We start from the raw sequence: 23,758 nt of genomic DNA on the forward strand, positions 1-23,758 counted from the left end.
GCGGCGGCCCCGCGGGGCGGGGGGGGCGCCGCCCCCCCCGCCCGCGGGGGCGGGGCGGGGGGCGGGGCCGGGGCCCCCCGCCGCCGGTTTCGCGGCGGCCGGAGCGGCCTTCGCGGGAGCCGGGGCCGGGACGGCGGCGGCGGGCTTCGGAGCCGCGGGAGCGGCGGCCGGAGCGGGTGCCGGGGCCGCAGGAGCCGCCGGAGCGGCCTGGGCCGGAGCCTGGGGCGCCGCGGGCGCGGCGGGTGCTGCCGGAGCGGCAGACGCGGACGCGGCGGCCGTGGTGGTGGTCCCTGCGGCCCCCGCGGCCGCAGTACCCGCCGGAGCCGAGGCGGCCGGAGCCCCTGGCTTGTAGTCGGCGAAGAAGTCCCACCAGGCTCGGTCTACCGAATTCGGGTCCTGGAGGTACTGCTGATAGATCTCGTCGACGAGCCACTCATTGGGACCGAACGCAGCGGCGGGGTTCTTCCCGGCTTGGTCTTCGGTCGAAGTGCTCGAGTTACTGGGGGACTGTGGCGACACGGCGGCAACCGCCCTCTTCCGCTTCACAAGGTGATGGACAGCGGGAATAAAGGCTACGCCTCTGTGGCCGGGAAGGTCAGGCCGGGCCCGTCCAACGTCGCGCAAGTCACATCGGAAAGCGTGTTTCGGTGAGGGAAATGGCGGGAAACAAGCGAGGTTCCGGACCGGAATGGGTACGTCGATTCGGGGTCGCGGCACGACTCACGCGGCCCTCTGCCTGATCACACGTGTCCACGAGCACCGGACACGGATGGATCTTGTGGCTCCGGTTCGAACTTTACGTCAACTTGGCAGAGATGGAAGGCCCGGAAGGGTGACCTGGATCCGGCAGCCCCGCTGGGATTCGGCCACGCCGATCCGGCCGCCGTGCAGATCGACCGCCCAGCGGGCGATGGCGAGCCCCAGGCCCGTACCGCCGTCGCTGCCGGGCCCGTGCGGCGCCGGCACCCCGCCGCGGTTGAACCGCTCGAAGACGCGGTGCCACTCCGACTGAGGGATGCCGGGGCCCTCGTCCAGGACCTCCAGGGCCAGCGACTCGGGGAGGTCGCCCCTGCGGGCCTTCACGGTGACCCGGCCGTGCGGCGGGCTGTGCTTGACCGCGTTGTCGATGAGGTTGGCGACGACCTGGTGGATCCGCTCCGGGTCGGCGTGCGCGGTCAGCTCCGGCGGGGAGACGTCGAGGTGCAGATGGACGTCGGTGCGGGTGTGGCTGCCGGAGCCCGAGGCGAGGCCCCCGCGCGCGGAGGCGACCATGTTGGCCTCCTTCAGGACGCCCGACAGGTAGGGCCACACCTCGAAACGGCGCTTGCGCAGCGGTACGACGCCGTTGTCGAGCCGGGAGAGGTCCAGCAGCGTCTCGACCAGCCGGCCCAGCCGCTCCGTCTGCTTCAGGGCCGTGCGCATCGTCTCGGGGTCGGCGGCGGAGACCCCGTCCACGACGTTCTCCAGGACCGCGCGCAGGGCGGCGATGGGGGTGCGCAGCTCGTGCGAGACATTCGCCACGAGTTCCTTGCGCTGGCGGTCCTGGGCCTCCAGCTCGTCGGCCATGAGGTTGATCGTCTGGGCCAGGTCACCCAGCTCGTCCCGGCGGCTGTCACTGACCCGGCGCGTGTAGTCACCGTGCGAGATGGACCGGGCGACCGTGTTCATCTCGTCCAGCGGGGAGGTGAGCGAATGCGCCACGAACTGCGTGATCAGGAGGGTGGCGATCATGGAGAAGACCGTGATGAAGCGCAGTTCCGTCTCGGTGCGCACCGCGATCATCAGCAGACCGGTGGTGATGAAGACCGAGACCACGACCAGCGTGCCCAGCTTCGTCTTGATCGAGAAGGGGCGCACGGAGCCCCAGGGGCCGGCGTTCCCGCGTTCTCCCGGTCCGCTCATGAGATCAGCCCCCTCAGGCAGGTCCTCGCGCGGGCCCCGCTCAGGGAGTCGGGGTCTCCAGCGCATAGCCCACACCGTGCACGGTGCGGATCCGCTCGGCGCCGATCTTCCGGCGCAGCGCCTTGATGTGGCTGTCCACGGTCCGGGTTCCCGAAGCGTCCGCCCAGTCCCAGACCTCGGCCAGCAACTGCTCGCGGGAGAGTACCGCGCGCGGCGTGTTCGCGAGGCAGACCAGCAGGTCGAACTCGGTGGGGGTGAGGTGCACGTCCTCGGAACGCACCCGTACCCGGCGCTGCGCGTGGTCGATCTCCAGCTCGCCGAGGCGCAGGATGCCGCTGCGCGGCGTGGAGGCGGCCACCACGGCCCGCTCGACCCGGCGCAGCAGGACGTGCACGCGGGCGGCCAGCTCGCGCATCGAGAACGGCTTCGTCATGTAGTCGTCGGCGCCCACGCCGAGCCCGACCAGCATGTCGGTCTCGTCGTCGCGCGCGGTGAGCATCAGCACCGGTACCGGGCGCTGGGCCTGGACCCGCCGGCACACCTCCAGGCCGTCGAAGCCGGGCAGCATGATGTCGAGGATCAGCAGGTCCGGCTGCCAGGCCTCCGCCGTGTCGACGGCGGCCGGTCCGTCGCCGGCGGTTTGCACGAGGAACCCTTCGGCTCGCAGACGGGCCGCGATGGCGTCGACGATCGTCGGGTCGTCCTCGACCACCAGCACCCGGCGCTGAGCGCCCGGCGTCGCCGCCGTGCCGTTGTGGGATGTGTGGGTCTGCTCCATCGCCCGCCCCTGATGTGTGCTTTCCGGAATCCGTGGGGTGATCCCATGACTGCGCTTGACGCTTGAATGATCCGCGCCAGGGGAGCAGCGTAAGGGCAGTCGCCCGCGCTCGGCTATCCAGGCCCTGTCGCGAGGTGGACGACGTCCGGAACGCCCCGGGCAACCGGGATCTCTTCGGTACGCACCCGCCGGAATCCGGCATTCCGCAAGCTACCTTCAAATTCCGGAGAGGGCTGGGCCGACCACACGGCGAGCACTCCGCCGGGTCTCAACACCCGTGCGCAGTCGGCGAGTCCGGCCGGTCCGTACAGGCTGTCGTTGTCCTCGGTGACGGTCCAGCCGGGTCCGTTGTCGATGTCCAGGCAGAGCGCGTCGTACGTGGCGGATGTCTCACGGAGGTGGGCGGACAGGTCGGCCTCCACGATCTCGGTGCGCGGATCGGCGAACGCCCGCGCGGAGAGCCCGGCGAGCGGACCGTCACGGTGCCAGCCGACGATGGCCGGCTCGCGTTCGACGACGGTGATGCGCCCCCAGCGCCGGTCCGCCGCCGCGTGGGCGAGCGAGAACCCGACGCCGAGCCCGCCGATCAGCACGTCCGGCTCCGGGCGTCCGTCGAGGGCGTCGTACGCGGCGTCGACGAGCAGCCGCTCCGAGCGGCCGTCCGAGGTGTCCATCAGGAAGCACCCGTTGGCGATGATCTGCAGCAGTGCGCCGTGGCGCCGCAACACGACCTCGCCGTACGGGCCTTCCCTGCGGTCGATGACTACGGGGATGTCGTACGGAGCCGTCATGGCGCCCATCCTGGCAGTTCCGCCCGGACGCGCGGCGGGACCCGTTCCCGGGCGCGGGGCCCTCCCTGACGGCGCACCGCATACACATACGCATCGCGTACGCGGATGCGAGGTTGCTGTGAATCCGCTCGCGGGTGGCGTCGGTCATAGACAGTGACGCGTGGGACACCCAAGGGTGGGAGGGGACGGAAGGAGCCCTCCACCTTGGACCGGAGCACGACCGCGGCGGCCACGGCCTCCCCGTCCGACGTCGCGCCGAAGGACACGGAAGCGGGCACGTCCGTGCTGGACGGCATGCCACGCCAGCGCGGCGACGCGGTCACGCGGACCTGCGCGCCCCACCCTCCCGCCCCCGGCGCTCACGCCCTCGCCCGCGTCCGGGCCCGCGCGCCACGGCCCTGGCGGCTGCTCCCCACCCCCACCGGCACCCCTTTCACCTTCGGCTACGCGGCCGTACTCGCCTTCGTCTCGGTGACCGCGGAGCACGCGCCGCCCTCCCTCGTCCACGCGCTCCAGCAGGGCTCCAGCACGGACGTGGCCCACCTCGTACGTCATCCGGTACTGGTGCTGCTGGCCAGCGCGCTGTGGATCGCGGGCGGCGTCGCGTCGATGTACGCGGCCGGGTTCGTGCTCGTGCTGACCGCGCTGGAACGGCGTATAGGGGGAGTGCGGGCGGCGGGTGTCTTCCTGCTCGGACACGTCGTGGCCACGCTGGCCACCGAGGTGCCCGTCGGTCTGTCGGTGCTGGCGGGACACCTTCCCGGCAGTTCCCTGCACCGTCTCGACTACGGCATCAGCTTCGGTGTCGCCGCGAGCGTCGGTGCCCTCGCCGGGCTGCTGAGGCCCTGGCTGCGCTGGCCGGTGCTGCTCGGCTTCGCGGCGGTGCTGGTCGGGGACCTGATCGCGTTCGCGGACCCGATGACCGACTGGGGGCACCTGCTGTCCCTGGCGGTCGGGGTCTCGACCTGGCCGCTGGTGCGGCGCCGGCACCGGGCGGGCGGGGGCGGGGGCGGAGGCCGTCGCACGGGCGACCCCGCCGTCCGGGCGGCCCAGGCGCCCGGCACCGTCGCCGCCTGAGACCGTCCGCCTCCATGGGGGCGGGCCGGCACGGCCCGCGGGACGGGCGAGACGGGGGATACGGGCGAGACGGTGGATACGGGCGGGCCATCGAAGAGGTCCCGAGGTCGGTCCCGAGGTCCTGAGGATCCGCTGACCCGAGGACCCGACGCTCCGATACCTCTCGGGAACAGGGCGCGTCCCGTGCGGGTTCTTGCCGTAGACACCCGCCCGGTGGCACTCCCGGCGCCCGCGTCGGCCCGTCGAGGACGGCGCTGACCTGGGCGGACGACCGTCGTACCGAGGGGTGGCCGGGTGATCGCCCAGAGCGAACAGGTCCGGGGGAACAATCGGGGACTCACGTGCATTGAGTCGGTGTAGCTCAACTTGACTGCCGGAGGGAAGATCATGGCTTCGACGTCCACATCGCTCACCCTGCCCGTGCTGCCGCTCGACGACGAGGTCGTGCTGCCCGGGATGGTGGTTCCGCTGGACCTGAACGACGCCGATGTGCGCGCCGCGGTGGAGGCCGCCCAGGCAGCCGCGCGGTCGGAGCCCGGCAAGCCGCGGGTCCTGCTGGTGCCACGCATCGACGGGGCGTACCCGAGCACCGGTGTGCTCGGCACCGTGGAGCAGGTCGGCCGGCTGGCCGACGGCGACCCGGGCGCGCTGATCCGCGGCCGTGGACGCGTGAAGATCGGTGCCGGGACGACGGGTCCGGGTGCCGCACTGTGGGTCGAGGGCACCCAGGTCGACGAGACCGTGCCCGACCCGCTGCCCGGTCACGTCACCGAGCTGGTCAAGGAGTACAAGGCCCTCGCCACCAGCTGGCTGCGCAAGCGCGCCGCCTGGCAGGTCGTGGACCGCGTACAGGCCATCGACGACGTGTCCGCGCTCGCCGACAACTCCGGATACTCACCGTTCCTGAGCACCGAACAGAAGGTCACGCTGCTGGAGACCGCCGACCCGGTGGCCCGGCTGAAGCTCGCCACCGAGCAGCTGCGTGAGCACCTCGCCGAGCAGGACGTCGCCGAGTCCATCGCCAAGGACGTCCAGGAGGGCGTCGACAAGCAGCAGCGCGAGTTCCTGCTGCGGCGCCAGCTGGAGGCGGTCCGCAAGGAGCTGCGCGAGCTGAACGGCGACGCCAAGGAGGGCGAGGAGTCCGACGACTACCGGACCCGCGTCGAGGCGGCCGACCTTCCCGAGAACGTCCGCGAGGCCGCGCTCAAGGAGGTCGACAAGCTGGAGCGGTCCAGTGACCAGTCGCCCGAGGGCTCCTGGATCCGGACCTGGCTCGACACGGTGCTGGAGCTGCCGTGGAACGAGCGGACCGACGACACCGGCGCGTACGACATCCAGGGCGCCAAGGCCGTCCTGGACGCCGAGCACGCCGGCCTCGACGACGTGAAGGAACGCATCACCGAGTACCTCGCCGTGCGCAAGCGGCGTTCCGAGCGCGGACTCGGCGTGGTCGGCGGGCGGCGCGGCGGCGCCGTGCTCGCGCTGGTCGGACCGCCCGGTGTCGGCAAGACCTCGCTCGGCGAGTCCGTCGCCCACGCGATGGGCCGGAAGTTCGTCCGGGTCGCCCTCGGCGGCGTCCGGGACGAGGCCGAGATCCGCGGCCACCGGCGTACGTACGTCGGTGCCCTGCCCGGCCGTATCGTCCGCGCCATCAAGGAGGCCGGGTCGATGAACCCGGTGGTCCTGCTGGACGAGATCGACAAGGTGGGGTCCGACTTCCGGGGCGACCCGGCCGCGGCCCTGCTGGAGGTCCTCGACCCCGCGCAGAACCACACCTTCCGGGACCACTACCTGGAGGTCGAGCTCGACCTCAGCGACGTGGTGTTCCTGGCCACGGCCAACGTGCTCGAAGCCATCCCGGAGGCCCTGCTCGACCGCATGGAGCTGGTCAGGCTCGACGGGTACACCGAGGACGAGAAGGTCGTCATCGCCCGTGACCACCTGCTGCAGCGGCAGCTGGAGCGGGCGGGTCTGGCGAAGGACGAGGTGACGCTCGACGAGAGCGCGCTGCGCAAGCTCGCCGGGGAGTACACCCGGGAAGCGGGCGTCCGCAACCTGGAGCGGGCCGTCGCCCGACTGCTCCGAAAGATCGCGGCGCAGCACGAACTCGGCGAGCGCGAGCTGCCGTTGACGGTGACCGACGCCGATCTGCGCGGGCTCCTGGGACGGCCGCACCACGTGCCCGAGTCCGCCCAGGACCCGGCCGAGCGCCGTACCGCTGTACCCGGTGTCGCCACCGGTCTGGCCGTGACGGGCGCGGGCGGTGACGTCCTCTACGTGGAGGCGTCGCTCGCCGACCCGGAGACGGGCGCGGCGGGTCTGACCCTGACCGGTCAGCTGGGTGACGTGATGAAGGAGTCGGCGCAGATCGCGCTGAGCTTCCTCCGGTCGCACGGAGCCGAGCTGGAACTGCCGGTCGGCGATCTGAAGGACCGGGGCGTGCACATCCACTTCCCGGCGGGCGCCGTTCCCAAGGACGGTCCGAGCGCGGGCGTCACCATGACGACGGCCCTCGCGTCGCTGCTCAGCGGGCGGCCGGTCCGTACGGACGTGGCGATGACCGGCGAGGTCTCGCTGACCGGCCGGGTGCTGCCGATCGGCGGCGTCAAGCAGAAGCTGCTTGCCGCCCACCGGGCCGGGGTGACGACGGTCGTGATCCCGAAGCGCAACGAGCCCGACCTGGACGACGTCCCCGCGGAGGTCCTGGAGAAGCTCGACGTGCACGCGGTCACGGACGTCCGGCAGGTGCTGGAGCTGGCGCTGACCCCGGCGACCAGCGGTGCGACCCCGGAGGTGCCGGTGGCGGCGTGACGGACGCCGCCGGTCCGTCCGGACGGGGAAGGCCCGGGCCCGTGAGGGAGCCCGGGCCTTCCCCTGTCCGGACGCCGGTCCGGCGGTCGTTCACCCGGTGGCGAGTGCCTGCAACCGGTCGTAGCCGCCGTTGAACCTGTCGTGGTCACCGACCGTCGGCCCCGACGACGTGTACTGCCACATCGTGTAGAAGGACCAGCCGGCCGGGAGCGCGCCGGGGTCGGAGGCGTAGCGGGCGATCCACAGCGGGTCGGCGGCGGCGAATCCGCCGTGGTCGCCGGTGCAGTCGCTCCACCAGCCGGCGGCCGTGTAGATCACGGCGTCCCGTCCCGTGCGCGCCTTGTACCGGGCGAGGAAGGAGCCGATCCAGCTGACCATCGCGCTCTGGGTCTTGCCGTAGCAGGCGGCCCCGTACGGGTTCCACTCGATGTCGAGCACGCCCGGCAGCGTCCTGCCGTCACGGGACCAGCCGCCGCCGTGGTCCACGAAGTAGTCGGCCTGGGCGGCGCCGGTCGTCGTGTCCGGGGTCGCGAAGTGATAGGCGCCGCGGATCATGCCGACGCCGTACGAGCCGTTGTACTGCTGCGCGAAGTAGGGGTTGGTGTAGTACGTCCCCTCGGTCGCCTTGGTGTAGGCCCACTTGACCCCGCTGCTCCACAGGGTCGACCAGGCGACGTTGCCCTGGTGGCCGCTGACGTCCACGCCCTCCGTCTGGGCGGCGTCACCCGTGCTGGGCGAGCCGCCCCGGCCGTCGTGCGCGAGGACGCCCATGCCGAGATGGGCGGAACCGCGGGCGGGGACGGGTTCGGCGGTGGTGGAGGGGGAGAAGGGGGCGGCACCGCGTACGGGCGGGGCCGGGGGTGCGGAGGACGCCTGGGCCGGAGGGGTGAGGAGGAGGGGGAGGGAGAGCGCGGAGAGTGCTGCGAGCAGCGTCCACGCCCTGGACAGGCGCCCCGGTGGGCGCGCGGTGCGGCTTCCGGATCGGTGCGCGGGCATGTCGTGCCTCCGAGGGGATCGGTGGTGCACGGTGGGGGGAACACTGGCGGACACCGACGGCATCGCGCCCGAAGCCCGTGGGGCCAGGTCCTCGTCGGCCCGTTGATGGCGTGCGCATGCCAGTATTTGTCCGTCAATGAAGCTAGGCACGGGGAACGCCGCGGGGAAGGGGGCCCGGAGGCTGCCGTTGGTCTATGCCTGCGAAATACTGGCGGAGCTGCGGCAACGGCGACTTTTGGCAGAAACTTTCAGGATCGGGAAACCGGGTCAGGGGTGCTGACGTGCACGAGGGCGCAAACGGCGACGGACGCCGTGTCGAATCCGAGGCGTCGGAAAATGGTGTGGACCAGGAATTCCCGGCACTGGAGCGGGAGTTGACCGTTTTCCTGCGCCGTGCACGGGCGAATTCCGGTGAGATGGCCCGCGAGGTCCACCCGGACCTGGAGTCGTCGGCGTACGGACTCCTCTTCCGCCTGGAGGAGTGCGGGCGGCAGCGCGCCACGGAGCTGGCCGCCTACATCGGCGTCGGCAAGGCCACGATGTCCCGTCAGCTCCGCGCCCTGGAGGAGCTCGGCCTGGTCGCCCGGGAGCCCGACCCGGCCGACGGCCGCGCCTGGCTCGTCCACCTCACCGAGGGGGGCCGGGAACGCTTCCGCCGGGTCCGGGAGGCGCGACGGGCACGGTACGTCCGTGAACTCGCCGGCTGGGACCCGCACGAGGTCGCCGAACTCGCCCGGCTGCTGCACCAGCTGAACCAGGGCATGGAGAAGTAGGGGCCGCCCGTTCCGGCGGGGTCCCGCCCCCGCGCGCCCGACGGCGGGGGCGGGACCGTTCAGAACTCCACGAACACCGCCGTCGCGTCGTCGTGCGTCTTGCTCCGTCGCAGGCGTATCCGGGTCTCCGCGTCCTCGCGCTCCAGCGTCCGTACGCGGTCGACGAGGGCCTGCGTGCCCTCCTTGCGGACCAGCGTGAACAGGTCGCCCCAGCCGCCCTCCTCGAACTTCTCGACCCAGCGGGTGGCGCCGTCCGTGAGGGCGGTCAGCGCGCGCACCTCCGCACGCGGCAGCACGCCCGTCACGGCCCGTGCCGCCACCGACGGATCCGCGGCCGCCGTGAAGAAGCCCCCCTCCTTGTTGCGGACCCTCGCGTCGGCGATCGCGTCCGTGGCGAGCCAGGCGCGCGGGACGAGGTCGAGGCGGCCGTCCAGGACCGGTGTCACCTCCCCGGCGGGGGACTCCAGCAGCAGGGCCGAGTCCGACAGGACCAGGTACTCGACCTGTTCGGCGGACCACCGTGCGACCACCACGGTTGCCTGCGGCGTACGCGGGTGAGAAAGGTCACAGGAGCCGGCGTGGGCCTCGGCGGTGCGCCGGATCGCCCGGGAGAGGACCTCCGTCAGGGGTAGATCCCGGCGGGTAACGGACAGTTCGGTCAGGGCTCCGCCGAGCCGCGCCGAGAACCAGGCGACGGAATGGAGACACCCGTAGTCGCTCGGCGGCGGTGTCACGCCGTCGAGGAGGACCAGTGAACCCCCCTGTCCCGAGGCCGGAAGTCCGACCGATGCGAAGTCCTCATTGGGGCGGCCCGGGTCGCCCGGTTCGGAAACGAGTTCGGTGCGCATCCAGCCAGTCTGCACGACCTCTTCACAAGGTCCACGAAAGGCTGGCAACGGCCGCCGAACCGGTGCGGAGCAGCAGCTCAGCCGCCTGGTTTGACATGGAATGATCGACTCCGGGAACGCGTGGCGGCGAATACTGCCAAAGCCCGCCGCCGACGTCCAACCGGCCCACCGCGCAAGGGGGGCGCACACGCCAGAGGAACTTGCCCGCCAACTCCCGTCCGGGGTTCACTCCTTCGGGTGGCGGGTCAGATGATGCGGGACCACTGCCCACCGGCACTGGGAGGGTCGGGAGCCGATGGGGGGTACCCCCTGCGCACGCCGGGTCGAAGGCGCGCGGAGGGCGGACACCTTCATTGACGGAGCGTCACCCGGGCCCTTGGGTACACGAGTCAGGAATGCGAGCACCGGTGCAAAAGATGCGGTCTCGGCGCACAGGCAGGCAGTCGGCCCCCGAGGGGGGCGCGGAACGCACGCCGGGGGCCGCGGGGGGCACCCCCGCGGGCAAGGGCCGCGCCGCTCACGTGCGCAATCGGCTGATCGTCGCCGTGGCGGTCGTCGCGGCGGCCATCGCCGGCGCCGGAGCGCCCACGGTCATGGCGGCCTCCGGGCAGCTCAACGATTCCCAGAACCTGGTGACGCTCGCGCAGCGGACCCAGGAGGCGCTGACGCTCGCCCACGCGCTGGCCGACGAGCGCGACGACGTCACCACGTACATCGCCGCGGGCCGCCCCAAGTCCAAGGCGCCCTCCGAGCAGCGCAGCGCCCGGGTCGACCGACAGGTCACGGAGCTGCGGGCGGACGAGGAAGCGCCCGCCGTGCTGCTGAACGACCTGGACGGCATCGGCGCGGTCCGCAGAGCGGCGCTCACCGGCAAGAGCGATGCTCTCGAGACGCACGACGCCTACTCCGCCGTCATCACCGAACTGCACGGGCTCGCGGAGGACCTGGCCGAGCGGCTGCCGCCCCGGGCGGGCTCCGGCGCGCACTCCCTCGCCGAGCTCGACTCCGCCGTCCAGCAGTCCGCCGCGGCCCGCGGGCTGCTCCTCGCGGCTCTCAGCATCCCGCGCACCACCCGGACGGTCATCGACCCGCTCACCGGACTGCCGACCACCACGAGCAGCTCCTCGGCCGCGGGCACCAAGCAGCGCGACGCGCTCAGCGCCGCCGCCCAGCAGGCCGGACTGCGCTCGGAAGCGGCCCTCGCCGATTTCCGCGAGACCGCGCCCAAGGCCGCCAAGGCCTCCTACGACTCGACGGTCACCGGACCGGACGTCACCACCGCCGACAAATACCTCGCCGGCCTCACCGACCAGCCGACGCTCTCCGACGACGAGCTCGACACCAGCACGAAGAAGGCGGACGCCGCGCTCTCCGCCCGTGTCGAGCTGATGCGCGGCGCGGAGGCCTCCCTCTACGAGCACCGCACCAAGGGCCTCGAACTGCTGCGGGACGACGACGTCACCGCGCTGGAGGTCCGGATCGCCCTGATCGGCGCCCTGCTGCTGGTCGCGGTCGGCGTCTCGATGGCGATGGCCCGCACGCTCACCCGCCCGCTGGCCGTGCTGCGGATCGGCTCGGCCCGTCTCGCCGCCGACCCGGGAGCCGGGGAACCGGTCAGGTTCACCGGCCGCAACGACGAGTTCGCCCAGGTCGTCCGCTCCGTCAACGCGCTGCACGAGCACGCCGCCGCCCTGCACGAGCGGCTCGCCACCCTTGAGGGGGACCGCAAGCACCTCGTCGGGCAGCGCCAGCTGATGGCCGACGAACGCGACCGGCTGCGGGCCGAACTCGCCCAGGCCGCCGCCCACTTGGAGCAGGTCCGCGGCACCATCCACGGCACCTTCGTCAACCTCGCGCTGCGCACCCTCGGCCTGGTCGAGCGCCAACTCGGCGTCATCGAGGGGCTGGAGGAGCGCGAGCAGGACCCGGAGCGGCTGGGCACGCTCTTCAAGCTGGACCACTTCGCCACCGTCATGCGGCGCCACAGCGAGAACCTGCTGGTCCTCGCCGGACACGAGCACGTCCAGCACCACGCCGGCCCGGTCCCGCTCGTCGACGTCGTACGCGCCGCGGTGAGCGAGATCGAGCGGTACGAACGGGTCCGTATCGCCGCGCTGCCGCCGCACGCCCACCTCGCCGGATTCGCCGCCGACGACCTCTCGCACCTGCTGGCCGAACTCCTGGAGAACGCCTCGTCGTTCTCGCCGCCCGACCTCCCCGTCGAGGTCTCCGGCTGGCTCCTGGAGAACGGCGAGGTGATGCTCTCCGTGCAGGACGAGGGCATCGGCATGGCGGCCGACCGGATGACCCAGCTCAACGCCCGCCTCTCCGCGTTCGAACCGGACGACGCCTACGACCAGGAGAGCGGCGAGGGACTCGGGCTCGGCCTGTACGTGGTGGCCCGGCTCGCCCACCGGCACGGCGTACGCGTACAGCTGCGCGAGCAGAAGCAGGGCGGGACCGCCGCGGTGGTCGTCCTCCCGAAGACGCTGCTGTCCGCGTCCCCGGCCGGCACGGTCCCCTCGACCGCCCCGGTCCCCGGCGGCGCACCCACGGTGACCCTTCCGGGGGCCGCCGCCGAGGTCAACTCCAACGTCCTGCGCGGACGTTCGGCCCTCAGGGCAGCCGTTCCCGCCGCCCCGGCCGGGGACGAGGACCCCTTGATAGCCGCGGCGGAGGAGGCCGTACGGGACGCCGGGACGCAGGACGCGTCCGCACCCGGTCCGTCGGCTTCCGAGACCACGATGGAACTCCTGGCGCCGGTGCCGCCCGCCGACGCGCCGGTACCGCCGCCGCGCGGCCCGGTCACCCGGACGGACGGCGCGATGGCGCCACCGGACGCACCGACGGCGCCCCCGGACGGACCCGCCGCGCCGGCGGACGGACCGGGCCCGGCCGCGGCGGCACCCGCCCCGCACACCGTGCCCGCCCCCCGGCCCGCCAGCGATCCCTACGCCATCGGGCCCGACGTCCACGACCGCGCCCCGGACGAGGAACCGGAGCGGGTCACCGACAAGGGCCTGCCCAAGCGCACACCGAAGATCTCCGCGCCCGCGCCCGCCCCCCGGGCACGTGCCGGCGGGGTGGACGCCGAGGCGCTGCGGCGCAGGCTCGGTGGCTTCCACCGGGGCGCGACGGAGGGCCGCCGCGACGTCGAGGCGGAGATCTCCGAACAGACGGCACAGACACGCACCCCCGGCGCGCCGGACGGCCCGGCCACCGCACCGCACCGGGCACCGGACGCAGTAGACGCATCGGGGGGCACAGTCGAGGAGGCAAGCAGTTGACCGCGCCCAGTACCTTCGGCCTGAGCAGTGAAGCCCGCAATCTGCACTGGCTGCTGACCAACCTCGTCGAGGAGGTGCCGGGACTCCTGTCGGTCGCGGTCGTCTCCTCGGACGGTCTGCTGCTGCTCTCCTCCGACCCCGGCAGGAACGCGGAGGCCCGCACCGGGACGGAGCAGCGCCCCACCGGACCGAAGGGGTCCGCCGCCGACCTCGCCACCATCGTCTCCGGCATCGGCAGCCTGACCATCGGCGCCGCCAAGCTGATGGAGGCGGGCGGCGTCAAACAGACCATGGTCGCGATGGACGACGGCAGCCTCTTCGTCATGTCGATCAGCGACGGCTCGCTGCTCGGGGTGCACGGCGCCCCGGACTGCGACATGAGCGTGGTGGCGTACCACATGGCGCTCTTCGTCGGCCGCGCCGGCCATGTGCTGACCCCCGAACTCCGCAGCGAACTGCGCCAGTCACTAGAAGCCAAGCCGACGGGGAGTGCCCAGTGAGTTCATCCTCCGCGCCCAAGCTCCCCATACGCGGCGGCGATCGCAAACCCGCCCGGGTGCGCCCCTACTCGCTCACCGGTGGCCGTACCCGCTTCGGGCACGTGCTGCTCGTCGAGACCTTCGTGGCGGCTCTGGAGGCCCCCGAGGAGCGCCGGGAACTGACCAACGGGTCGCTCGAGACCCGGGTGATGCCCGAGATGCGGGCCATCGTCGAACTCTGCCGCCGGATGCGTACGGTGGCCGAGATCGCCGCCCTGCTCAGGATGCCGCTGGGCGTGGTCCGCGTGCTCCTGAGCGACCTGGCGGACCAGGGAAAGATCCGTGTGTACGGAACAGGTCACGGCCCGGGACAGCCGGACCGCGCTCTGCTGGAAAGGGTGCTGAATGGACTCCGTCGTCTCTGAGGGCGCGCCGAGGAGCGCCTTCCCCGCCACCGCGCCGATGCCGTTGGCCCCGGTGCCGCTGTCCGAGGCGGAGTCCGACGAGAACCTCCACGCCTGGCAGACGGACCGCAGCCGTGCCCCGATCGCCACCAAGATCGTGGTCGCGGGCGGTTTCGGCGTGGGCAAGACCACGCTGGTCACGGCGGTCTCCGAGATCACGCCCCTCCAGACGGAGGCGCTGATGACGCAGGCCAGCGAGGACACCGACGACCTCACCGCGACACCGGAGAAACTGACCACCACCGTGGCCATGGACTTCGGCCGCATCACGCTCGACGACGACCTCGTGCTCTACCTCTTCGGCACGCCGGGGCAGCAGCGCTTCTGGTTCATGTGGGACGACCTGGTGCGCGGCGCGATCGGCGCGGTGGTCCTCGCGGACACCCGCCGTCTCAAGGACTGCTTCCCGGCGCTCGACTACTTCGAGAGCTGCGGACTTCCGTACGTCGTCGCGGTCAACCACTTCGACGGCAGCGAGCCGTTCGACGCCGCCGACGTGCGTGAGGCCCTCACGGTGCCTCCACACATACCTGTCATGATCATGGATGCCAGGCGTCGGATCTCGGTCGTCGAGACGCTCCTCGCGCTGGTGGGGCACGCGCTCGACGTGAGCCCCGAATAAGACGTACGCAGAGTAAGGACGCCCATGCGGAAGATACTCGTCGTCGGAGCCGGTCAGTCCGGACTCCAGCTCGCCCTCGGCCTCCAGTCGAACGGGTACGAGGTCACCCTGATGTCGAACCGGACGGCGGACGAGATCCGCACCGGCCGGGTCATGTCGACGCAGTGCATGTTCCACACGGCACTCCAGCACGAGCGCGACCTCCAGCTGAACTTCTGGGAGTCCCAGGCCCCGAGGATCGAGGGACTCGGCGTCTCGGTCGCCGCCCCCGGCTCCTTCGACCCGGGCCCCTCGCAGCGCGCGATCGACTGGGTCGGCAGGCTCGACGGTTACGCCCAGTCGGTCGACCAGCGGGTCAAGATGGCCGGCTGGATGGAGACGTTCGCCCAGCGCGGCGGCCAGTTGGTGATACACGGCGCGGCGGTCTCCGACCTGGACTACTTCGCCCGTACGTACGACCTCGTGCTGGTCTCCGCGGGCAAGGGCGAACTGGTGTCCATGTTCGGCCGGGACGCCTCCCGCTCCCCGTACGCGCAGCCGCAGCGGGCCCTCGCCGTCGCCTATGTGCACGGTCTGGGTCCGCGCCCGGAGCACCCGGACTACGACGCGGTCCGCTGCAACCTGGTCCCCGGTGTCGGCGAGCTCTTCGTCATGCCGACGCTCACCACCTCCGGCCGCGCCGACATCCTCTTCTGGGAGGGTGTGCCCGGCGGTCCGGCCGACGTCTTCAACGGCGTCAAGGACCCGGCGGAGCACCTCTCCCTGACGCTGGAGCTGATGGAGCGGTTCGTGCCGTGGGAGTACGCGCGCGCCACCAAGGTCGAACTGACGGACGCCAACGCGACGCTGTCCGGCCGTTACGCGCCCACCGTCCGCAACCCGGTCGGCCGTCTCCCCGGCGGCGGCCTGGTCCTGGGCGTCGCCGACGTGGTCGTGGCGAACGACCCGATCACCGGACAGGGCTCCAACTCCGCCTCGAAGTGCGCGGCGGCGTACCTCGGCTCGATCCTGGAACACGGCGAGAAGGAGTTCGACGAGGCCTGGATGCGCTCCACCTTCGACCGCTACTGGGACACCGCCCAGCACGTCACGAAGTGGACGAACGCCATGCTGGGCGTCCCCCCGGAGCACGTCCTCCAGCTGATCGGCGCCGGCACCCAACTGGAGCCGGTGGCTCACCGCTTCGCCAACGGGTTCGACAACCCGGCGGACTTCGAGAACTTCTTCTATGAGCCGGAGAAGACGGAGGCGTACCTCGCCTCCCTCACCGGGGCCTGATCCCCGCCCTGATGTGGGCCGAGCGTGGCCGGCCGCGCGGTTCCCGGCGCTCCGGTGAGGAGCGCCGGCGCCCGCGAGGGCCCGGGAAGTAACGATTCTTCACCACCCTGGTGACAGGACACGCCGCTCCAGTTCTCGCACACATGCGGACAAGACGTGTGTTATTCATCCATGCACACATATAAGCGGCGCACCGTGCTGGGTGCCTCGATCGTGGCCGTCGGCTCGGGAGTCCTGGCAGGCTGCTCCGGCTCCGACTCTGGGTCAGGCCCGCGCTCGGGGCCCGGGGCCGCCGGCAACGGGGGCGGCGTCTTCGTCCCCAAGGGACCCGACGGCTTTGTGAACCCCTCCGATCCCGAGGTCCTCGCCAGTGAGCGCAGACGCGGTACCGGACCCGTCCGCGAGTTCCGGCTCACCGCCGCCGAGACCTCCCTCGACCTGGGCGGACGCACCGTCAGGTCATGGGCGTACGGCGACGCGCTGCCCGGCAAGGAGGTCCGGGTCACCAAGGGCGACATCCTCGCCCTCACGGTCGCCAACCACCTGCCGGTGGAGACGACGCTGCACTCGCACGGGGTCCGGATGCGCTGCGACATGGACGGCGTGCCGGGACTGACCCAGAACTCCATCAAGCCCGGCGCGGACTTCACCTACCGCTTCGCCATGGCGCACGCGGGCACCTACTGGCTGCACTCGCACTCCGGCATGCAACTCGACCGGGGTCTGTACGCGCCCCTGATCGTCGAGGACCCCAGGGAGCCCCTGTCCTACGACCAGGAGTGGGTCGTCGTCCTGGACGACTGGGTGGACGGCGTGGGCGGCTCCACCCCGGACGGAGTCCTCTCCCAGCTGCGCGGCGGCAGGGGCGCGCCGATGGACATGGGGGAGGGCGGCGCGCACAGCGGTTCCGGCCACGACGCGGCGTCCGGCCCGCAGTCGTCGGGCCACTCCCACTCCGCCGGCCCCTCGCGCATCCTGCACGGCTCGCGCAGCCGCATCCTGCGCAGCGAGGGCGGCAACGTCGACTACCCGTACTACCTGGTCAACGGCCGTATCCCGCAGGCCCCTTCGGTCTTCCGGGCCCGTCCGGGGGACCGCATCCGGCTGCGCATCATCAACGCCGGCGGCGACACGGCCTTCCGGGTGGCGCTGGGCGGCCACCAGATGACGGTGACCCACACGGACGGCTATCCGGTCGAGCCCAAGACGACGGACGCGCTGCTGATCGGCATGGCCGAACGCTACGACGTGCTGGTCACCGCCAAGGACGGGATGTTCCCCCTGGTCGCCCTGGCCGAGGGCAAGAACGCCAGAGCCCTGGCGGTCCTGCGCACCTCCAGCGGGAGCCTGCCCCAGCCCGCCGTGCACCCGCGCGAGCTGGACGGCAAGGTGGTGCCGGCCCGACGGATGCGGCCGCACGAGTCCGTGGCGCTCAACGACTCCCGCCCGGACCGCACGCTGCGGGTCAAGCTGACCGGCGGGATGCGGCGGTTCGACTGGGCGTTCGACCACGAGCCCTACTCCCTCGGGCGCCGTCATCCGATCCGCGAGGGCGAACGGATCCGCCTGAGCCTCATCAACGCCACCAACATGTGGCACCCCCTGCACCTGCACGGCCACACGTTCGCCCTCACCGGCCTGGGCGCGATCGGAGCACGCAAGGACACCGCCGTGGTCCTGCCGCACCGGAAGATCGTCGTCGACTTCTACGCCGACAACCCGGGGCTGTGGATGCTCCACTGCCACAACCAGTACCACTCCGAGTCCGGCATGATGACCATCCTCGGCTATCGCAGGTGAGAGCCGGATGTCGCGCCCTGCCGGGGCGGACACCGCTCCCGCCGGACGGGACGCGGCGCCCCTGCCGGGCGGGACGACGGCCCCTACCGGGCGCTCCCGTCCGGCCCGTCGGCCGCCCCCGGGGGCAGCGCCGGGGGTGTGTACCGCTGGACGGGCTTCCCGGCGGGGTCGGGCCGTACGGCGCCCAGGACCGGGTTGGCGGCGATCGGTGAGATCTTGATCCTCGTCCCCGGCCGTGGCGCCTGCACCACCATGCCGTCGCCCATGTACATGGCGACGTGAGTGGCCTCGGGGAAGTAGACGACCAGGTCGCCGGGGCGCAGCTCGGTCAGCGGGATCCGCGGCAGCCGCGCCCACTGTTCCTGACTGGTGCGCGGAATGGGCTGCCCGGCGTGGTCCCAGGCCTGCGAGGTGAGCCCCGAGCAGTCGTACGCCGCGGGTCCCTCGCCACCCCACCGGTACGGCTTCCCGACCTGCCGCACGGCGTACTCCACCGCCTCCTGGCCCTTGGGCGAGGGGGCCCGTACGCTGCTGAGCGCCCCGGACGTCACCAGCTTCCGCTGGGCCACCCGCGTCCCCTGCTCCTCCAGCGCGTCGAGTTCGGCGAGCTGTCGCGCGGTGAGCGAGGCCAGCAGCTTCTCGACCTCCTTGAGCCGGCCGCGGACCTCGTCGCGCTCCTTCCGCTGCCGTTCGGCGAGGGTGAGCTGAGCGTCCAGGGCCTTGCGCGCCCGCCGTGCCAGCGCGTCGGTGTGCCGCTCGCTGCCGGCCAGCCGGTCCACGGTCCTGACCCGCTCCCGGGACAGCTGCCTGAGCACCTGCCCCTCGTTCAGCGCGCGCTGCGGATCACGGGTGAGCAGCAGCCGCAGGTACGAGGAGAACCCGCTGCTGTTCTGGTACTGCTGCCGGGCCAGCCGTCCCGCCGCGCCGCGGCTGTCGTGCAGGGAGAGGCGGGCCCTGACGAGTCTCCCGTCGAGCCGGGCGACCTCGGCCCGCTGCTTCCCGAGCTTCTCCGCGGTCGCGTTGTACGTCTCGGTGGCGCGCTCGGCGTCCCGGTACCGCTGCTGGAGGCTCGTCAGCAGATGTGCCGCGGACCGCGCTTCGGGGCCTCCCGCGCCCGCGCCGGCCCCCACGGACGCCGAGGGGCCGGGGTTCGCGCCGACCCCCGTGGGCCCGGGGCCCGGGGCGGCCACGGCGGGTACGGGCGCGAGCAGCACCCCGGTCGCCAGCGCTGCCGTGCAGACCAGGCGCAGGACGCGTCCTGACACTTCATCACCTCCGGTGCCGCGGTGGAAGGTCCACCTCGCACCGGCAGGATCCGGCGGCCACGTGCCGGGTGCGCGCCCGGTGACCGGTTCGGCCCAAGAAGGTCACTCGTCGGCGTGGGACTCCGGCGTGGCGCCGCCGTTCCTGGTGGCCGGCCTGGACCAGGGCCACTTCGGCCCGCCGCCGGCGCGCCCCTCGGGGTCGTACTCGTACTTCCATCCCTGGTGCAGTCCCAGCCGCTTGCTCCGGGCCGCCTGGACGCGGCGGTAGACGAGGACGGTCGGCGGCCCGCCCGCCGCGTCCGGCACCGGTACGCGGTACACCTTCGGCGGGTGTCCGGTCAGACCGAGCAGGACGGGCAGCACACGCCCGTCCAGCGGGCCTCCCACGAAGGGGGTGTCTTGGCTCTTCACCGCACCAGTGTCACAAACGCGCGGCCCCGTTCCGCCCGGCGCCGCCCGGCGCCGCTCAAAGAAGGCGCGCCGCGTCACCGAGCAGGGGAACGACCCGCCGGGCCAGCACCCCCACGGCACCCTCCGGCGCCTCCAGGGCGAGCGCCGCCCGTACGACGTCGGCGGTCTGCGGATCGCGCCCCGCGCTCGCCACCAGCATCGCCACGAACTGCTCCACCAGCCAGTCCCGCAGCTCGTCCAGCGGCGGTTCCTTGCCCCCGTCGAGCCAGCTGAGCGAGGCGCCCTCGACGGCGGTGATCCACATCCGTACGGTCATCCGCAGCCGGGGCCCCGGATCCCGTACGGCGAGATGGTCGACGATGTGCTCGGCGGCGGCCCGCCGCACTCCGTCCACTATGGCGGTCGTCCTGGACGTCTCGACGACGCTGCCGCCCTGTAGCAGCGCGCTGAAGCCCGCGTCGTGCTGGTCGACGAAGGCGAGATAGCGGTCCAGGGCCCGCGACAGCCGTTCGCTCAGCGAACCCTGCGGCGGCTCCGCGAAGCAGTGCTCCAGTTCCTCCGCGGCGGAGCGCAGCGCGGCCTCGTACAACTGCTGCTTGCCGCCGGGGAAGTACCGGTACACGAGCGGCCGCGACACCCCCGCGGCCTCCGCCACGTCGTCCAGCGAGACCTCCTCGGGGGCCCGGTGCGCGAAGAGGGACAGCGCCGCGTCGAGGAGCTGCGAACGCCGCTCCTCGACGCTCAGCCGACGGTATGCGGGGGTGGGAGCCGCGGAGGTCATGTCGGCAGCGTAACCCGTGGGTTCGACCCCGCAGCCCCTGCTCGCACCGGGCCCGCGGGGGTCCCCTTCCGCCACCTCGTTCGGGGCCCCGCGGCGGGTACCGGCGTGGCGCCCCCTCAGGCCAGCAGGCCCGACGCCTTCCACAGCCGCCGCCCGACCCCCCGCAGCACACCGATGTCGTCCAGGAAGTCGGTCAGGTGTTTCGCCCCGGTCTGCATCACCTCGCGCCGGTGTCCGCTCGCCCGCACCTGCGCCACGGCCTCCCGACGGTCGAGGCCGACGTTCGTGTAGACCTCCGGATTGACGAAGGCGACGGAGAAGACGCGGGCGAACTCGCCCGAGGTGACGCGGGTGAACTCCTGGGACCAGCGTGGCGCGGTCACCATCTGGCGCCGCAGCTCCTCCCGCGCGTAGCGCACGTGCCGGGCCTCCTCGACCACGTGGATACGGGTGACGCCGCGCACCAGGGTCTGCACCCGCTCGTCCGGGAAGGTCAGCCGCTGCATCCAGTCGAGGATCTCCTCGCCGAGCAGTGTGGCGGTGAAGGAGCCGGGGGTGGTCGAGACGGTCTTGAAGAGCCGCCCGAGGTTCAGGTGGGCGCGGCTGACCGGGTAGTGCGGGGTGCCGCCGCGCGAGATCAGCCGGGCGAACATCTTCGAGTGCCGGCACTCGTCCTCGATCTCGGTGAGCGCGTACCGCACGTGCGCGCTCGTGGCCGGCTTGTCGTAGATGTGACGCACCAGCAGCTGCATCAGGATGATCTCGAACCAGATCCCGAGGGAGGCGAGCGCCGCCGCCTCGTGCTGCGAGAGCAGGATGCGCTGCTCCTCGCCCATCCGCTTCCACAGCGGGGTGTCGTAGAGCGACACCAGCTCCGGCGGCCAGAACCACTTGCCCTCCTCGAAGGGCGCGTCCCAGTCCAGCTCCTTGTCCGGGTCGAAGGAGTGCTTGGCGGAAGACGCGAGCAGCCGTTCGGCCACCTGTTCCCGGTCCTTGAGCAGGCCGAGCGCGTCGCGGAGCCCGGCGAGCTCGTCGAGTCCGTCTTCCGTCACCGTCGTCATGACTGTTCCCACCTCGTCGTACGGGATCTTCAGGGTTACCGGCGGTCACTTCTTATGAGACTGCCTGTCAGCAAGCTCGTCAATCCCCTGTGCGCGACTTGTTGACGACGCGTCTACCCCGTGTGAGCCTGCCGGGTATGCCGACGCACGAGCTGTACGCCAAGGACCCGGGAGACCCCCTCTGGCAGATACCGGCCTCGGGGGCAGCACGCTTCAGCTGGGAGTACGACGACGGTCGTGACCGGCTCCTCGCCCTGTACCAGAAGGGCAAGGACAAACAGTGGGACGGACAGCGCCGTATCGACTGGGACATCGAGGTCGATCCCTGCGATCCGCTCGGCACCCCCGACGAGGCGATGACCCTGTACGGGACACCGCACTGGGCGAAGATGACCGACCGGGACAGGGGCGAACTGCGCCGGCACTACACCGCCTGGCAGTTCAGCCAGTTCCTCCACGGTGAGCAGGGCGCGATGGTGTGCGCGGCGCGCATCGTGGAGTCCGTCCCCGACCTCGACGCGAAGCTGTACTCGGCCACCCAGACCATGGACGAGGCCCGGCACGCGGAGATCTACGGCCGCTTCCTGCACGAGAAGATCGGCATGCTCTACCCGGTCAACGACCACCTGCGGTCCCTGCTCGACGACACCCTCCGCGACTCCCGCTGGGACATGCCCTACCTCGGGATGCAGGTCCTCATCGAGGGCCTGGCGCTCGCCGCCTTCGGCATGATCCGCGACACCACGGACAAGCCCCTCCCGAAACAGATCCTCGCGTACGTGATGCAGGACGAGGCCCGCCACGTCGCCTTCGGCCGCATGGCGCTGCGCGACTACTACCGGCAGCTCTCCGACGCCGAACTGCGCGAACGCGAGGAGTTCGTCATCGAGGGCTGTCATCTGATGCGGGACCGGCTGCGCGGGGTCGAGGTGCTGGAGAACTTCGGCATCCCCCGGGCCGAGGCCGAGGTGTACAGCGAGCGGTCCGAATTCCTGCACCTCTTCCGCAGGTTGCTCTTCAGCCGCATCGTCCCCTGCGTCAAGGACATCGGCCTGTGGGGCGTACGCCTCCAGCAGGCCTACGTCGACATGGGCGTCTTCGAGATGGGCGACTCCAGCCTCGACCTGCTGATGGCCCAGGACGAGGAGATCGCGGAACGGCTGGACGCGCAACGGTTCGCGGCGGAGGAGAGGGAGCGGGTGGCCGAGGTCGAGGAGATGATCGAGTCGGGCGCGGACCCCTCCACCTGAGGACGGTGTGCTCGGACCGGGGTGCGGGAGTGCTCGGACCGGGGACGCCGAGTCCGCGCCGGGGTGCGGGAGTCCGCCGGGGAGGTGTGCGCCGACCGGGGTGCGGATGCCCGGCCGCTGACCTGGTGTCCGAATCCCGGCGCGGCGGACCGCCCCGACCGGCATGATCATGCCCATGACGCCCGAACCGAACTCCGTCCCCGCCGACCGTCCGTCGGCGCGCCGCAGCCTGGAGGGCCTGGCCCTGGGCGACGCCTTCGGCGAGCGCTGGTTCCCGCTCTTCCGCGACCGCCCCCAGGCCTACGCGGAGATCCGCGCCCGGCTCACCCCGCAGGAGCCGGCCTGGCACTGGACCGACGACACCGCGATGGCACTTGGTGTGCTCAGGGTCCTCGACCGGTACGGAGAGGTCCGCCCACACGAACTGGCCCAGGCCTTCGCCCTCGGCCACGACGCGGACCCGGCCCGCGGCTACGGCCACGGCATGCACCAACTCCTGCCGCGTCTGCTCCAGGAGCCGGAGCGCTGGCCGGAGCTGGCACGGCAGCTCTTCGACGGCGAGGGCAGCCTCGGCAACGGCGCGGCCATGCGCGTCGCTCCACTCGGCGCCTGGTTCCACCGGAGCCTGCCGCTCGTCGCCGAGCAGGCCGCGCTCTCCGCCCGGGTGACCCACGCCCACCCGGAGGGCGTCGCGGGCGCGGTCGCGGTGGCGACGGCGGCCGCGCTCTCGGTCCGGGGCGAACTGGACCTCGCCGCCGTCGCGGCCGCCACCCCGGCGAGCGCGGTCCGCGACGGCCTCACCGCGGCGGCCCAGGTCTCCTTCGGCACCCAACCCTGGAAGGCCGCCGACCTCCTCGGCAACGGACAGCGCGTCCGCGCCGACGACACCGTCCCGTTCGCCGTCTGGTGCGCCGCCCGTCACCCCGGCGACCTGGTCGCCGCCCTGTGGACCACGGCCGAGGGCTTCGGCGACGTCGACACGACCTGCGCCATCGCGGGCGGCATTGTCGCCGCCCGCACCGGCGTCGACGACGTACCGCAGGAATGGCTGCGTCGCCGGGAGGCGCTGCCCGGCGCCGCCTGA

20 protein-coding genes and 1 pseudogene are annotated in these 23,758 nt (G+C 72.2%); 11 read left to right on the forward strand and 10 right to left on the reverse strand.

The genetic code is table 11. The features are described from left to right. The 4 genes and pseudogenes from ACFV2J_RS26005 to ACFV2J_RS26020 all read right to left on the reverse strand — a co-directional run. Positions 1-717: pseudogene (locus tag ACFV2J_RS26005) on the reverse strand (hypothetical protein); the annotation flags it as partial. An 84-nt stretch (positions 718-801) separates the two neighbouring features. After that, positions 802-1,902: an ATP-binding protein gene (locus ACFV2J_RS26010; protein WP_385093982.1), complete on the reverse strand. Its 1,101-nt coding sequence runs from the start codon at positions 1,900-1,902 to the stop codon at positions 802-804. 40 nt (positions 1,903-1,942) lie between these two features. Then, on the reverse strand, positions 1,943-2,680 hold the full coding sequence (locus ACFV2J_RS26015) for a response regulator transcription factor (RefSeq protein ID WP_054236710.1): 738 nt from the start codon (positions 2,678-2,680) through the stop codon (positions 1,943-1,945). A 113-nt stretch (positions 2,681-2,793) separates the two neighbouring features. Continuing rightward, entirely contained in the window at positions 2,794-3,471 is a 678-nt protein-coding gene (locus tag ACFV2J_RS26020) for a spermidine synthase (protein WP_385093979.1), read from the reverse strand. A 204-nt stretch (positions 3,472-3,675) separates the two neighbouring features. Between ACFV2J_RS26020 and ACFV2J_RS26025 the strand changes: the two genes are divergently transcribed. Together ACFV2J_RS26025 and lon are read left to right on the forward strand one after the other, a co-directional pair. After that, positions 3,676-4,548 carry a rhomboid-like protein gene (locus ACFV2J_RS26025; RefSeq protein ID WP_385093976.1) on the forward strand — a complete coding sequence of 291 codons (873 nt, stop codon included), beginning with the start codon at positions 3,676-3,678 and terminating at the stop codon, positions 4,546-4,548. A 387-nt stretch (positions 4,549-4,935) separates the two neighbouring features. Next, on the forward strand, positions 4,936-7,359 hold the full coding sequence (gene lon, locus ACFV2J_RS26030) for an endopeptidase La (RefSeq protein WP_385093973.1): 2,424 nt from the start codon (positions 4,936-4,938) through the stop codon (positions 7,357-7,359). A 90-nt stretch (positions 7,360-7,449) separates the two neighbouring features. Here lon and ACFV2J_RS26035 read toward each other — a convergent pair whose 3' ends face one another. Beyond that, entirely contained in the window at positions 7,450-8,355 is a 906-nt protein-coding gene (locus ACFV2J_RS26035; RefSeq protein ID WP_385087803.1) for a lysozyme, read from the reverse strand. Between the two features lie 281 nt (positions 8,356-8,636). Here ACFV2J_RS26035 and ACFV2J_RS26040 point away from each other — a divergent pair, with 281 nt between their 5' ends. Then, positions 8,637-9,128 carry a MarR family winged helix-turn-helix transcriptional regulator gene (locus ACFV2J_RS26040; protein ID WP_385087805.1) on the forward strand — a complete coding sequence of 164 codons (492 nt, stop codon included), beginning with the start codon at positions 8,637-8,639 and terminating at the stop codon, positions 9,126-9,128. Between the two features lie 59 nt (positions 9,129-9,187). Here ACFV2J_RS26040 and ACFV2J_RS26045 read toward each other — a convergent pair whose 3' ends face one another. Next, positions 9,188-9,976 (reverse strand): hypothetical protein, encoded by a 789-nt coding sequence (locus tag ACFV2J_RS26045; RefSeq protein WP_385087801.1) that lies wholly within the window; start codon positions 9,974-9,976, stop codon positions 9,188-9,190. Between the two features lie 395 nt (positions 9,977-10,371). Between ACFV2J_RS26045 and ACFV2J_RS26050 the strand changes: the two genes are divergently transcribed. The 6 genes from ACFV2J_RS26050 to ACFV2J_RS26075 all read left to right on the forward strand — a co-directional run bounded on the left by ACFV2J_RS26050 (position 10,372) and on the right by ACFV2J_RS26075 (position 17,906). Then, positions 10,372-13,263, forward strand: coding sequence for a nitrate- and nitrite sensing domain-containing protein (locus ACFV2J_RS26050; protein ID WP_385440894.1), 2,892 nt, complete (start codon positions 10,372-10,374; stop codon positions 13,261-13,263). Then, the gene (locus ACFV2J_RS26055) at positions 13,260-13,763 is read left to right on the forward strand and encodes a roadblock/LC7 domain-containing protein (protein WP_168530199.1); all 504 of its coding nucleotides are present in this window, start codon (positions 13,260-13,262) and stop codon (positions 13,761-13,763) included. Before ACFV2J_RS26050 ends, ACFV2J_RS26055 begins: the two co-directional genes overlap by 4 nt. Beyond that, entirely contained in the window at positions 13,760-14,167 is a 408-nt protein-coding gene (locus tag ACFV2J_RS26060) for a DUF742 domain-containing protein (protein WP_153288648.1), read from the forward strand. The genes ACFV2J_RS26055 and ACFV2J_RS26060 overlap by 4 nt, the downstream gene beginning before the upstream one ends. Beyond that, positions 14,148-14,828, forward strand: coding sequence for an ATP/GTP-binding protein (locus ACFV2J_RS26065; protein ID WP_385087797.1), 681 nt, complete (start codon positions 14,148-14,150; stop codon positions 14,826-14,828). The genes ACFV2J_RS26060 and ACFV2J_RS26065 overlap by 20 nt, the downstream gene beginning before the upstream one ends. Positions 14,829-14,852: 24 nt before the next feature. Continuing rightward, positions 14,853-16,106 carry a styrene monooxygenase/indole monooxygenase family protein gene (locus tag ACFV2J_RS26070; RefSeq protein WP_385087795.1) on the forward strand — a complete coding sequence of 418 codons (1,254 nt, stop codon included), beginning with the start codon at positions 14,853-14,855 and terminating at the stop codon, positions 16,104-16,106. A gap of 171 nt (positions 16,107-16,277) precedes the next feature. Beyond that, positions 16,278-17,906: a multicopper oxidase family protein gene (locus tag ACFV2J_RS26075; RefSeq protein ID WP_385087793.1), complete on the forward strand. Its 1,629-nt coding sequence runs from the start codon at positions 16,278-16,280 to the stop codon at positions 17,904-17,906. An 83-nt stretch (positions 17,907-17,989) separates the two neighbouring features. On the opposite strand, the gene ACFV2J_RS26080 is transcribed toward ACFV2J_RS26075, so the two are convergent. The 4 genes from ACFV2J_RS26080 to ACFV2J_RS26095 form a co-directional block, all read right to left on the reverse strand. Next, the gene (locus tag ACFV2J_RS26080) at positions 17,990-19,171 is read right to left on the reverse strand and encodes an NlpC/P60 family protein (protein ID WP_385440901.1); all 1,182 of its coding nucleotides are present in this window, start codon (positions 19,169-19,171) and stop codon (positions 17,990-17,992) included. A gap of 102 nt (positions 19,172-19,273) precedes the next feature. Then, positions 19,274-19,582 (reverse strand): hypothetical protein, encoded by a 309-nt coding sequence (locus ACFV2J_RS26085; protein ID WP_385087789.1) that lies wholly within the window; start codon positions 19,580-19,582, stop codon positions 19,274-19,276. Positions 19,583-19,637: 55 nt separating this feature from the next. Continuing rightward, positions 19,638-20,363, reverse strand: coding sequence for a TetR/AcrR family transcriptional regulator (locus ACFV2J_RS26090; protein WP_385440904.1), 726 nt, complete (start codon positions 20,361-20,363; stop codon positions 19,638-19,640). Between the two features lie 116 nt (positions 20,364-20,479). Further along, positions 20,480-21,424 (reverse strand): diiron oxygenase, encoded by a 945-nt coding sequence (locus tag ACFV2J_RS26095; protein WP_385087785.1) that lies wholly within the window; start codon positions 21,422-21,424, stop codon positions 20,480-20,482. A gap of 137 nt (positions 21,425-21,561) precedes the next feature. Between ACFV2J_RS26095 and ACFV2J_RS26100 the strand changes: the two genes are divergently transcribed. Then, complete coding sequence (locus ACFV2J_RS26100) at positions 21,562-22,674, forward strand: ferritin-like domain-containing protein (RefSeq protein WP_385087783.1); 1,113 nt, start codon at positions 21,562-21,564, stop codon at positions 22,672-22,674. 175 nt (positions 22,675-22,849) lie between these two features. Continuing rightward, positions 22,850-23,758 (forward strand): ADP-ribosylglycohydrolase family protein, encoded by a 909-nt coding sequence (locus tag ACFV2J_RS26105; RefSeq protein ID WP_385440909.1) that lies wholly within the window; start codon positions 22,850-22,852, stop codon positions 23,756-23,758.

Origin of the sequence: Streptomyces sp. NPDC059668, assembly GCF_042734135.1 — a bacterium.
Lineage (GTDB): Bacteria > Actinomycetota > Actinomycetes > Streptomycetales > Streptomycetaceae > Streptomyces.

Bases quoted from the DNA above. Each gene is read 5' to 3' on its own strand.
- ACFV2J_RS26010 (WP_385093982.1), bottom strand. From the start codon at position 1,902: ATGAGCGGACCGGGAGAACGCGGGAACGCCGGCCCCTGGGGCTCCGTG.
- ACFV2J_RS26015 (WP_054236710.1), bottom strand. From the start codon at position 2,680: ATGGAGCAGACCCACACATCCCACAACGGCACGGCGGCGACGCCGGGC.
- ACFV2J_RS26020 (WP_385093979.1), bottom strand. From the start codon at position 3,471: ATGACGGCTCCGTACGACATCCCCGTAGTCATCGACCGCAGGGAAGGC.
- lon (WP_385093973.1), top strand. From the start codon at position 4,936: ATGGCTTCGACGTCCACATCGCTCACCCTGCCCGTGCTGCCGCTCGAC.
- ACFV2J_RS26035 (WP_385087803.1), bottom strand. From the start codon at position 8,355: ATGCCCGCGCACCGATCCGGAAGCCGCACCGCGCGCCCACCGGGGCGC.
- ACFV2J_RS26045 (WP_385087801.1), bottom strand. From the start codon at position 9,976: ATGCGCACCGAACTCGTTTCCGAACCGGGCGACCCGGGCCGCCCCAAT.
- ACFV2J_RS26050 (WP_385440894.1), top strand. From the start codon at position 10,372: ATGCGAGCACCGGTGCAAAAGATGCGGTCTCGGCGCACAGGCAGGCAG.
- ACFV2J_RS26065 (WP_385087797.1), top strand. From the start codon at position 14,148: ATGGACTCCGTCGTCTCTGAGGGCGCGCCGAGGAGCGCCTTCCCCGCC.
- ACFV2J_RS26070 (WP_385087795.1), top strand. From the start codon at position 14,853: ATGCGGAAGATACTCGTCGTCGGAGCCGGTCAGTCCGGACTCCAGCTC.
- ACFV2J_RS26075 (WP_385087793.1), top strand. From the start codon at position 16,278: ATGCACACATATAAGCGGCGCACCGTGCTGGGTGCCTCGATCGTGGCC.
- ACFV2J_RS26090 (WP_385440904.1), bottom strand. From the start codon at position 20,363: ATGACCTCCGCGGCTCCCACCCCCGCATACCGTCGGCTGAGCGTCGAG.
- ACFV2J_RS26095 (WP_385087785.1), bottom strand. From the start codon at position 21,424: ATGACGACGGTGACGGAAGACGGACTCGACGAGCTCGCCGGGCTCCGC.
- ACFV2J_RS26100 (WP_385087783.1), top strand. From the start codon at position 21,562: ATGCCGACGCACGAGCTGTACGCCAAGGACCCGGGAGACCCCCTCTGG.
- ACFV2J_RS26105 (WP_385440909.1), top strand. From the start codon at position 22,850: ATGACGCCCGAACCGAACTCCGTCCCCGCCGACCGTCCGTCGGCGCGC.